The following is an 11,041-nucleotide window of genomic DNA, read 5'->3' on the forward strand; positions in this document are numbered from 1 at the left end:
AGCATGAACCGCTATTACCTCGAATTGGGCGCAGCCCTGATCCTTTACATGCTGGTGCTGACTGCATCGCTGATCGCCTCGCAGTATCTGCTGGAGGCCAACATTATTCTGCGCTCAGCCGTCGCGGTGACGCCGATGATTCCGGCCGGATTGATGTGCTGGGCGATCGTGCGCAACATGCGGCGCATGGACGAAATGCACCTGCGCATCCAGTTCGAAGCGCTGGGTTTCGCCTTCGCCGCCTCGGCCCTGCTGACCTTCAGCTACGGTTTCCTGGAAAACGTCGGTGCCCCGCATATTCCGTGGACATGCGTCTGGCCAGTGATGGGCTTGATGTGGATCCTCGGCCTGCAAATCGCCCGACGCCGTTACCAATGAAAAATCGCCTGAAGGAACTGCGCGCCGAACGCAAATGGTCACAGGTCGATCTGGCTGAACGGCTTAACGTGTCACGCCAGACAATCAATGCGATTGAAAACGAACGCTACGATCCGAGCCTGCCGCTGGCGTTTCAGATCGCCCGGGCGTTTGAGATGCCGATTGAAAGCATCTTTGATGATGGGCTGAACTGACGTGAACCGCGTGGCGAGATTCGACCCATCATCGCCACTCGGTACAACGGCTGAAAAGGTTACCTGACGGCCACCGGCACCTGCTGACACCATTTGATCGAACGCAACGCTTCCTCCTCCGGCACTAGCGCATAACGGAAAAAGAAATGCGCCCCCGAGTAGTAGGCGTCGTTCAACTCACCCAGCGTCTGTTCATCACTGAAGGCTTGCGAGCTGGTCTGATCGGCAATGAAGTAGGTTTTGCCGTTCTCGACGTTCAGCTCGAAACGCTTGTTGACGCTGCTGCTGACAAAAGGGGGCGACGTCGACTCAATGCTGTAGCGCCCGGCCGGCAGGCTCGTTTTGAAATACCCGCCCGACGGTAAAACCCCGACGTCTTTTCCATTGACCTTGATCGTGGGCGTCACAAAGTACCCAACCGACGCGGCCGTGCGATAGAAATACAGCGTTGCCTGATCCGGCTGCGCTTGTTCCACGGCACTGAAGAATGGCTGGCCCTTCAAGTCGGGTCCGGTGTTACATCCGCCGAGCAGGATCAGGCTGGCCAACAGGCTGGCCCAGAGCAGTATGGTGCGGCTCATCAATGTTTTTCCTTGAGCGAAAAGCGGTGGCAGGACAGCAAGAGCGAACGCATGCATCAGAACATGCAAAGTCCTTTGCCCGAGTCTTTGGCGTCAGAAGTTGGCCAGGGTTTGAAAGCGCTTTCAGCGGTCAGGTTGTAAATCGTGCGGTTTTGCAGAACTGCATACTTGCGTTTGAGGCCTTCAACCGTTTTCTCAGCGTTATCGACGTTGGACAGGCAGAACGTCAGGGCATTGGCGTAAAGGTCGCCGATGTACAGTGTCTGACCGGCCTTCACCTCAAATACCACCGGAGCCGGGCGTGCGAGCGCATTACCCAGGTAATACTGGTAGCGCCAGTCGGTGAACTGATAACGCCCTGGTGGCACTTCGTACATGAACAAGTGCCCGAGCAGATTGGCGGAAGGCTGATCGTCTTCGCTATACAGCGTCTGCAACGTGATCGACGCGTTCGGCTCGTTCAATTGTCTGATTTCGACCGTCAACCCATGCGGTTGCGTCAGATAACCTTCGGTAATCGAACCCACAATCAGCGCCTTGGCCGGATCCGGTGGCCGGGAACCGTCATAGCGCGCAGTCGTGCATCCATTCAATACCGTGAGGCACAGGGTGATAGCGCCCCAATGAGCGAATGAGGTGAAAACTTTCCGTAGCATTTTTGATTTCCGAGTCTGACAACTGATTCATGCCGTGCGCCGTATCGATGGTTTGCGGCGCACGTGTAGATCACTGGTATCGCCCGGTGAGCGGCATTCTTGAGCGGCGCGCGTGCCATTGCCTCGGCCGTACGCCCGTTCCAACCTTTGTTGGCGGGATTACCCGGCTTCAACGGCCAGATAAACAGTCTGAAACAATAAAGCGCCTGCACCGATTCGCCTGCCGCCTATGGCCTGATCGTCTGACACGAACGCCTGTCAAGGCTCCAGCACCTTTTCCCCGGTTCCAGGGCCGTCTGACAACAGATCACCCGTGTGTTTAAAAAGGCGATCAGACAGCTCTCCCTTGGTATCATCGCGCACACTTTTTTGACGGTTTAATGACTGGAAGGTCTTTTTTTGTGAGTGCTTTCTTGAACGGCTTGCGACATCCGCGTGCCCGCCTCTATTCCCTGATTTTTCTGCTGTTGATCGTGCCGGTGTGCCTGCGTGCAGCACTCGGTTGGTCGACACCGTTGGGTTATCTGTCGGATCTGGCCATCGGCAGCTCGCTGGTCATTCTGCTGCATCGCCGTGCGTGGTGGCTGGCATTGCCGGTGCTGTTGTTCTGGGGCCTGTTGGCAGTGGCGACGGCGGAACTGGTCAGCGCCGTCGGCCGACTGCCGAGCCCGGCCGATCTGCATTACCTGTTCGATCCGCAATTTGTCGAAAACTCCACCGGCGGTGGGCTGGCGCATCCAGGTGTGGGCGTCACGTTGTTGCTGGCGCTGCTGGTCTGGTTGCTAACCCAGTTTGCCGGACGCGGCATCGCCCGCCCGGCCCTGCCTCGCGCCTTGTGGGCGGCGCCGCTGGCGCTGTTCGCCGCGCACTGGGGCGTACAGAATCTGTGGCCGAGCGAGGAAGATCCGTGGCGAGCGTACAACCTGCCCCATCAACTGCTGGCCACTCAGGTCGCCGATGTGCAGATCCAGGCCGAGGAATGGCTGGACGGTGATGTCGAAGAAGTCGCGCCACCCATGGCCGGACTCACCGACGTCGATCTTGATGGCCACAAGCTGCTGACTGCGCCAGGGCAGGCGCGCAATGTTTTGGTCATCGCCCTGGAAGGCATTCCCGGCGCCTACATCCGCGCCAATCGCGAGGCCATCGGCAGCCATTATCAGGAAGACCTGATGCCCAGACTCAGCCGTTGGGCCGAGCGCGGCATGAATACCCCGGACTACGTCCTGCATACACACCAGACCATTCGCGGTCTGTACGCCATGCTCTGCGGTGATTACGACAAACTGAACAACGGCACGCCCAAAGGCGTGGAAATGCTCACCCAGAAGGAGCGCAATCAGGCCTGTCTGCCGGCGCAACTGCGCGAACACGGCTTCAGCACCCACTACCTGCAGGGCGCCGGCCTGCGCTTCATGGCCAAAGACAAGATCATGCCGCACATCGGTTTCGATGCGACTCATGGCCTGGAGTGGTTCACCAACAGCAACTATCTGGAATTCCCGTGGGGCAAGGACGACAAGGCCTTCTTTGAAGGTGCCCTGGATTATGTCGGTCAACTGAAAAAGCAAAAGCAACCGTGGATGCTGACATTGTTGACGGTGGGCACCCATCAGCCCTACTCCGCGCCGGAAGATTATCTGCAGCGCTATGACACGCCGAAGCAGGCGGCTGTCGGTTATCTGGACGATGCACTGGATCAATTCCTCAGCGGACTTGAGCGCCAGGGTGTATTGAAAGACACCCTCGTGGTGATCACCTCGGATGAATCCCACGGCATCGACGGCGTGCGTCTGGCCTCTTCCTGGGGTTTCAACCTGACATTGGCACCTGAACATGAGCAACTGCCGCGACTCAATGCCGGGGTGTATGGCCATGTCGATCTGAGCACGTCGATCCTCGACTACTTCGACCTGCCGGTGCCTACCGCGCTGAGCGGTCGCTCACTGTTTCGCGACTACGATTCCGGGCGCGAGATCATGTCGTTCACCAACGGCAAACTGCGCTATCACGACGGCAAGGGGATTTTTTCCGAATGTGACATGCCGCGCCGCTGCCGCTATTACGAAAGTACCGGTTTCATCGCCGAGAGCGCCACGTTCAAAGGCACCTACAGCGGTCAGCGCGCTCGCCAGATCGCAGCCCGCGCCACGGCACTCGACCTGTCGCTGCTGCGCACCCCGCTCAATCATCGCTATCAGTTCGGCAGCAACAACATCATCCCGCTGCAAGCGCAGATCATCGACGATTGGGCCGACAACCTGATCGGCGCGCAATACCTGGAAATGCCCAAGGGCTCGCACACCCGCGTACGCCTGACCGTGCGCTCGGTGGATCCGCAGCAGGCGGCGTTCATTCAACTCAAGGCCAAGGAATTCGAACAGGACGTGCAACTGGGATTGCCGGCGGAAATGGTCGCCACCGCCGATCAGCCGCTGGAGATGGATTTCAGCTTCGAAAACCCGCAACCGCGCAAAGCCTTTTCGTTCCATCTGCTGGGTTATGGCCTCGGAGCCGTCGAGGTCACGGATTTCAGCGTGATCACGGAATTGCCAGGCCAGGAAGACACGCTCGACGACGTGCCGGAAGACGAAGCCGCACAGTCCACCTGATTACCCGCCCCTCTTGATTGTTCCCACGCTCGGCGCGGGAACGACCAAATTCCTGCATGGGGGGGAGTGATTTAGAACGTGGTGCGCAATCCCACCTGAATGCTCCGTCCTTGTGCCGGCGCAACGTCGCGAAGGATCGAACTGGCGTAGCGCACGGTTTGGTTGGTCAGGTTATCGGCATCGACGAAAGCCAGCCATTTGCTCTGACCGACGTCAAAGTGATAACCGACATTGGCACCCAGCGTGGTGTAGCCATCCGTGCTGCTTTCATTGGCCGGCACACGATGCTGCGAACTGGCGTGTTCAAGGTCGATCCGCGCCTGCCAACGATCCAGCTCCCATAGCAAACCACTGTTCAAGCGTAGCGGCGCGATGCGCGGCAAGTCCTCGCCGTTATCCAGGTTCTTCGCGCGGGTGTAATCACCGGACAACTCCAGGGCAAACTTGCCGTAGGCAGTCTCGCCAAGACTCCAGCGATCCTGGGCTTCGATGCCACTGAAGCGCGCACGCACACCCGAGTAAGCGTATTCAGGAATACCGCCGCTATCCTCCTCGCCTTCATCATTCAGCGTTCGGCCCGTACCGAGCAAGCCGATGTAGTTGGAAAAGTGGCTGTAGAACACACCGACACTGCCCTTGTGCGTGCCGTTGTCGAAACGCAGAGCGAGGTCGCTGGAGACGGCTTTCTCTTTCGACAGCCCGGCGTCGCCGACTTCATAAGTGCCGGTCGCGACATGCGCACCGTTGGCGTACAACTCGTAAAACGTCGGCGCACGCTCGGTATAACCGACGGTGGCGGCAACCGACCAAACCGGCGTCAGCGTGTACACCGCACCGGACGACAGGCTGCCGGCGGTGAAACTGCTCGAGCGGTCGGCATTGGCGAAACGCTCGTTGCCCTTGGCATCCGGGTCAACCGTAGTGTGCTCAAGCCGTCCACCGAGAGTGAACAACAGTCGCTCGGTGGCTTGCAGCTCCTCAAGAATGAACAGTGCACCGGCATTCGTATCGGTCTGCGGCACAAACGCTTCTTCACCCAGCGCCGAAAACTCGTTGCGGCTGACCTGTGCGCCGATCACCCCTTCGACTGGCCCCAGCGGCTGATGCCGGGCCTCGACCCGCGCCTCGTAACCCTTGTTCTTGAATGTCGTGCCGACCTCACCGCCCTCAATTTCCCGATGTTGATAATCGGTGTATCCGGCGTCGAATTTGATTGAACTGAACGGCCCGTCGAGATTGCGTATCTGCGAGGCAAAGGCGTAATGCTCCTGCTCCATGCGGATGCGCACGTCGTCTTCGGCGGGCGAGCCGTAATTGGAGTCGTAATTGCTGTACGAAAGGCCAGCATAGCCGTCATCCCAGGTGTACGAACCGCCGACTGCACCGCCGTCCTGACGACCGTCACTATTGGCCAGACGATGCTTGCGTGAATCACCATCATCGTTGGCGCGCTCAGCGCCGGTTTTCGCGTAACCGGGAATTTTCAGATCATTGAACTCCCGAGCACTGGCGTCCAGGTGCAGGGCGAACTCACCGTTACCCGCCTCGAGTTTGCCGGCGCTGCTGCGGGTGGTATCAGCGCCGCCATAACGCAGCTCGCCAGCGCCATGGATACCGTCGATGGCTTCGGTGGGAATGCGATTATCGAAGGTATTGACCACCCCGCCGATGGCGCTGCCACCGTAAAGCAGCGCGGCCGGGCCACGGATGATTTCAATGCGTTCAACGTTGACCGGGTCCAGCGGCACAGCGTGATCGTAAGACAACGACGAAGCATCCAGCGCGCCGACACCGTTGCGCAGGATGCGAATCCGGTCACCGTCCTGACCACGAATGATCGGGCGACTGGCCCCCGGGCCGAAATACGACGATGACACGCCGGGCTGTTTGTTCAGGGTTTCACCGAGGCTGCCCTTCTGTGCCAGCGTGAGGTCATCGCCACTGAGCACTGTCGCCGGTGAGGCCAGCATCTGGCTGCCCAAGGGATTGCCGGTAATCACTTGCGGTTGCAATTCGAGGGCGTCAGCAGCGAATACCGGTGAAGCGAGCAGCAGCGCGGCGGCCAAGGGAGTCAGTCGTCGTTGCAGGGGCTGGGATCGGGCAGGCATTTCAGAACTTCCGTGAGCAGAAAAGTGAGCATCGCTGCCAGCGTCTTGCACACGACACTGGCAGAAACAGAATGAAACGAATTTCATGTTATACAATAACATTTCGTCCTGTCATTACGATTTTGACTTTTTGCGTGTCACCAAACGCTCAAGGACGCGGATTTCAACTTCTGAGCAAACGCCTAAGGCAGAGGCGCCAGTCGCGAAAAAATCCTGAAAGACTGCGCCTATCAGCCCCCAATAGTCGGGCTATTAGCTGACTCATCCAGTCGGGTCTAGCCTTACTAGTCCGAAGTCGGCACGAGCCGGCCGTAGCAGACCTGATAAGGACCCGAACATGGCTAACGAATCGAAATGCCCGTTCAACCACGCCGCCGGTGGTGGTACGACGAACCGTGACTGGTGGCCGAATCAACTCAACCTGAAAATCCTGAGTCAGCACTCGCCCAAGTCCGATCCGTTGGGCAAGGACTTCGACTACGCCAAAGCTTTCAAGAGCCTGGATTTTCAGGCGCTGAAACAAGACCTGCGCGCGCTGATGACCGACTCCCAGGACTGGTGGCCGGCCGACTTCGGGCACTACGGCCCGCTCTTCATCCGCATGGCCTGGCACAGTGCCGGCACCTATCGCACGGCCGATGGCCGTGGTGGCGCGGGGTCCGGACAGCAACGTTTCGCCCCGCTCAACAGTTGGCCGGACAACGTCAGCCTCGACAAGGCCCGCCGTCTGCTGTGGCCGATCAAACAGAAATATGGCCGCAATATTTCCTGGGCTGACCTGATTGTGCTCACCGGTAACGTCGCGCTGGAATCGATGGGCTTCAAGACTTTCGGTTTCTCTGGCGGTCGTCCCGACGTCTGGGAACCGGACGAAGACGTGTACTGGGGTTCGGAACACGAATGGCTGGGTGGCGACAGCCGTTACGGCAAAGACAAGTCCGCCATGCAGGAGCCCGGCGACGGTACGCTGGTGGCTGAACCGGATTTGCATGGCAAAGAAGAAAGCCGCACCGATCAGGGCGAGCGCAATCTGGAAAACCCGCTCGCCGCTGTGCAGATGGGCCTGATTTACGTAAACCCGGAAGGTCCCGAAGGCAACCCGGACCCGGTAGCCTCGGCCCACGATATCCGCGAAACCTTTGGCCGCATGGCCATGAACGATGAGGAAACCGTGGCACTGATCGCTGGTGGTCACGCCTTCGGCAAGACTCACGGCGCGGGCCCTGCCGATAACGTCGGCGCAGAGCCGGAAGCCGCCGGGCTTGAAGAGCAAGGCCTGGGCTGGAGAAACGCCTTCGGCACCGGCAAGGGCGCAGACACCATCACCAGCGGCCTCGAAGTGACCTGGACCACCACACCAACCCAATGGAGCAACAACTATCTGGAAAACCTGTTCGGCTTCGAGTGGGAACTGACCAAAAGCCCGGCGGGGGCGCATCAGTGGAAACCGAAGAACGGCGCCGGTACCGGGACCATTCCTCACGCTCACGATCCGAACAAACGCATTGACCCGACCATGCTCACGTCTGACCTGGCGCTGCGTTTTGACCCGGCCTACGAGCAGATCTCCCGGCGCTTTCTGGCCAATCCCGATCAACTGGCCGACGCCTTCGCCCGCGCCTGGTACAAACTGATCCACCGCGACATGGGCCCGCTGTCCCGCTACCTCGGCCCGGAACTGCCTAACGAAGAACTGCTGTGGCAGGACCCGATTCCAGAGGTCACTCATGCACTGATCGACGAGAGCGACGCTGCCGCGCTGAAAAGCAAAATCCTTGCGTCGGGGCTTTCGGTGTCGCAATTGGTTTCAACCACTTGGGCCGCCGTTTCAACTTTCCGTGGGTCGGACAAACGTGGCGGCGCCAACGGTGGCCGGTTACGTCTGGCACCGCAGAAATTCTGGCAAGCCAACCAGCCCGAGCAACTGGCCAAAGTGCTGCAAACTCTTGAAGGCATTCAGGGCGAGTTCAATGGCGGCGCCGCCGGCAAGAAAGTCTCGCTGGCGGATCTGATTGTGCTGGCGGGCAATGCCGGGATCGAGAAAGCGGCGCAAAACGCCGGTCACTCGGTGACGGTGCCGTTTACGCCGGGGCGTGCGGATGCCTCGCAGGAGCAAACCGATGTTGATTCGTTTGGTTTTCTGGAACCGATTGCCGATGGTTTCCGCAATTACAGCAAGGGCAAATACCGGGTTTCAGCGGAGGCGCTGTTGATCGACAAGGCGCAACTGCTGACCCTCTCCGCGCCGGAAATGACCGTGCTGTTGGGTGGTTTGCGCGTGTTGAATACCAATGTCGGGGGAACCCGTCATGGTGTGTTCACCTCGCAAACCGAAGCGTTGACCAACGACTTCTTCACCAACCTGCTGGATATGGGCGTGGAGTGGAAGCCGACTTCAAGGGATGCCGATGAGTTTGAAGGCCGCGACCGTAAAACCGGTAGCGTGAAGTGGACGGCGACGCGGGTTGATCTGGTGTTCGGTTCCAACGCGCAATTGCGGGCGCTGGCCGAGGTGTATGCCAGTTCGGATGCCAAGGAGCAGTTCGTCAAGGACTTCGTGGCGGCCTGGACGAAAGTGACCAACCTGGATCGATTTGATTTGAAGTAACGCAAAATAACTGTGGGAGCGGGCTTGCCCGCGATGACGGCAGCAGATTCAACATCACTGTTGACTGATAGACCGCTATCGCTGGCAAGCCAGCTCCCACAGGGCTTGGTGTTAAAACACCTTAGGCCAGGCTCTTGCTGACAACCTCATACACATCACTCGACAGCTGCCCCGAAGCCAGAATCCGCTCCAGCTCACCCTTCATCAACGCCTGCCGCGCACCATCATATTTGCGCCAGCGAGTCAGCGGCGCCAATTGGCGCGAAGCGATCTGCGGGTTGAAGCCGTTCAGCTCGATCACCAGATCCGCGAGGAAGCGATAACCGGAACCATCCGCCGCGTGGAAGTTGATCAGGTTTTGCCCGGCAAACGCACCGACCAGTGCACGCACCTTGTTCGGGTTCTTGATGTTGAACGCCGGGTGCTGCATCAACGCTTTCACGCGCTCCAGACCGCCGGGCAAAGTGCTGCCGGCCTGCACGCTGAACCATTGATCCATGACCAGCGGGTTGTCCTTGAAGTGTTCGGCGAAACTCGCCAGCGCCAATGCTTTCTGCTCTTCGAACGGCGAGTTGACCAACACCGCCAGCGCCGTCAGGCGCTCGGTCATGTTGTCGGCCGTTTCGAATTGCTCCAGCGCCGCTGCCAGCACTTGCGGCTTGCCGCTGAGCATCAGGTACGACAGCGCAATGTTCTGCAATGCACGACGGGCGAAGTGCTCGGCCTCGGCCACGTACGGCGTCTGCTTCGACAGGTCGCGGTTGGCCTGATAACGCAGCCACAACGCTTCGAACAGATTGTCCGCCAGTTGCTTGCGGGCGAACTCGCGAGCGATATGGATGGCGTCGACGTCCGCCACTTCGCTGATTTCGGTGAGGTACGCCTCGCCCGGCAGCGAAAGCATCTCGGCAACCATCGCCTGATCCAGCGACTCGTCGGACAGCACTGTTTTCAGCGCCGAAATCAGCCGTGGATCGAGCACCAGGCTCTCGCCCTTCTGCTGCTGGGCGATCAGCTCTTGCAGCACCTGCACCGACAGTTGCTGACCGGCATCCCAGCGGTTGAAGCCGTCGCTGTCGTGCTGCATCAGGAACATCAACTGATCACGGTTGTACGGGAAGCTCAGTTTCACCGGCGCCGAGAAACCGCGCAGCAACGATGGCAGCGGCTGTTCGGCGATGTCGACGAAGGTGAAGGTCTGCTCGGCTTCAGTCACCGAGATGACGCGCGTGGTGCCTTGAGCCGAGGTCTCGCCAACCAGACGCAGGGCAATTTCGTTGCCTTTGCTGTCGAGCAGGCCCAGTTCGACCGGGATCACGAACGGCAGTTTTTCAACCTTGTCCGGGGTCTCCGGGCAGCTCTGGCGGAAGGTCAGGCTGTAGGTTTTCGCCGCAGCGTCGTAAGACTCGCTCACTGCCAGACGCGGTGTGCCGGCCTGGCTGTACCAGCGCTTGAACTGGGTCAGGTCGACACCGTTGGCATCTTCCATGGCCTTGATGAAGTCGTCGCAGGTCACGGCTTGACCGTCATGGCGTTCGAAGTACAGGTCGCTGCCCTTACGGAAGCCTTCGGCGCCGAGCAAGGTGTGGATCATGCCGACCACTTCCGAGCCCTTTTCGTAGACGGTCAGGGTGTAGAAGTTGGAAATCTCGATGAAGCTGTCCGGGCGCACGGCGTGGGCCATCGGGCCCGCATCTTCGGCGAACTGGTGGGTACGCAGGTAGGCGACGTCCTGAATGCGCTTGACCGTGGCCGAGTTCATGTCGGCGGAGAAGCCGGAATCGCGGAACACGGTGAAGCCTTCCTTGAGCGACAGCTGGAACCAGTCGCGGCAGGTCACGCGGTTGCCCGACCAGTTGTGGAAATATTCGTGGGCGACGATCGCCTCGACCCGCTGGTGTGCG

Annotated in this window: 8 protein-coding genes; 4 read left to right on the forward strand and 4 right to left on the reverse strand. The window is 59.5% G+C overall.

All coding sequences use genetic code 11. The annotated features are described in order from the left end of the window. Positions 1-3 precede the first annotated feature (3 nt). The gene (locus tag ACIONG_RS05810) at positions 4-378 is read left to right on the forward strand and encodes a hypothetical protein (RefSeq protein WP_401297361.1); all 375 of its coding nucleotides are present in this window, start codon (positions 4-6) and stop codon (positions 376-378) included. Beyond that, positions 375-572 (forward strand): helix-turn-helix transcriptional regulator, encoded by a 198-nt coding sequence (locus ACIONG_RS05815; protein ID WP_103303527.1) that lies wholly within the window; start codon positions 375-377, stop codon positions 570-572. The genes ACIONG_RS05810 and ACIONG_RS05815 overlap by 4 nt, the downstream gene beginning before the upstream one ends. Before the next feature lie 59 nt (positions 573-631). On the opposite strand, the gene ACIONG_RS05820 is transcribed toward ACIONG_RS05815, so the two are convergent. Together ACIONG_RS05820 and ACIONG_RS05825 are read right to left on the reverse strand one after the other, a co-directional pair. Beyond that, entirely contained in the window at positions 632-1,153 is a 522-nt protein-coding gene (locus ACIONG_RS05820) for a DUF2846 domain-containing protein (protein ID WP_401297363.1), read from the reverse strand. 56 nt (positions 1,154-1,209) lie between these two features. After that, the gene (locus ACIONG_RS05825; RefSeq protein WP_401297365.1) at positions 1,210-1,809 is read right to left on the reverse strand and encodes a hypothetical protein; all 600 of its coding nucleotides are present in this window, start codon (positions 1,807-1,809) and stop codon (positions 1,210-1,212) included. Between the two features lie 380 nt (positions 1,810-2,189). Here ACIONG_RS05825 and ACIONG_RS05830 point away from each other — a divergent pair, with 380 nt between their 5' ends. Further along, positions 2,190-4,421: an LTA synthase family protein gene (locus tag ACIONG_RS05830; RefSeq protein WP_401297367.1), complete on the forward strand. Its 2,232-nt coding sequence runs from the start codon at positions 2,190-2,192 to the stop codon at positions 4,419-4,421. Positions 4,422-4,492: 71 nt separating this feature from the next. Here the strand turns inward: ACIONG_RS05830 and ACIONG_RS05835 are convergent, their stop codons facing one another. Beyond that, entirely contained in the window at positions 4,493-6,529 is a 2,037-nt protein-coding gene (locus tag ACIONG_RS05835; protein WP_401297369.1) for a TonB-dependent receptor, read from the reverse strand. 337 nt (positions 6,530-6,866) lie between these two features. Here ACIONG_RS05835 and katG point away from each other — a divergent pair, with 337 nt between their 5' ends. Next, positions 6,867-9,137: a catalase/peroxidase HPI gene (katG, locus tag ACIONG_RS05840; protein WP_401297371.1), complete on the forward strand. Its 2,271-nt coding sequence runs from the start codon at positions 6,867-6,869 to the stop codon at positions 9,135-9,137. 121 nt (positions 9,138-9,258) lie between these two features. Here the strand turns inward: katG and pepN are convergent. Next, the coding region (gene pepN / locus ACIONG_RS05845) for an aminopeptidase N (RefSeq protein WP_401297373.1) at positions 9,259-11,041 on the reverse strand (1,783 nt) is incomplete at its 5' end.

The organism is Pseudomonas sp. NPDC087817, from assembly GCF_044742875.1.
In the GTDB taxonomy this organism is placed as follows: domain Bacteria; phylum Pseudomonadota; class Gammaproteobacteria; order Pseudomonadales; family Pseudomonadaceae; genus Aquipseudomonas.

Coding starts and splice junctions, on each gene's coding strand:
- ACIONG_RS05810 (WP_401297361.1), top strand. CDS start 4: ATGAACCGCTATTACCTCGAATTGGGCGCAGCCCTGATCCTTTACATG.
- ACIONG_RS05815 (WP_103303527.1), top strand. CDS start 375: ATGAAAAATCGCCTGAAGGAACTGCGCGCCGAACGCAAATGGTCACAG.
- ACIONG_RS05820 (WP_401297363.1), bottom strand. CDS start 1,153: ATGAGCCGCACCATACTGCTCTGGGCCAGCCTGTTGGCCAGCCTGATC.
- ACIONG_RS05825 (WP_401297365.1), bottom strand. CDS start 1,809: ATGCTACGGAAAGTTTTCACCTCATTCGCTCATTGGGGCGCTATCACC.
- ACIONG_RS05830 (WP_401297367.1), top strand. CDS start 2,190: ATGACTGGAAGGTCTTTTTTTGTGAGTGCTTTCTTGAACGGCTTGCGA.
- ACIONG_RS05835 (WP_401297369.1), bottom strand. CDS start 6,529: ATGCCTGCCCGATCCCAGCCCCTGCAACGACGACTGACTCCCTTGGCC.
- katG (WP_401297371.1), top strand. CDS start 6,867: ATGGCTAACGAATCGAAATGCCCGTTCAACCACGCCGCCGGTGGTGGT.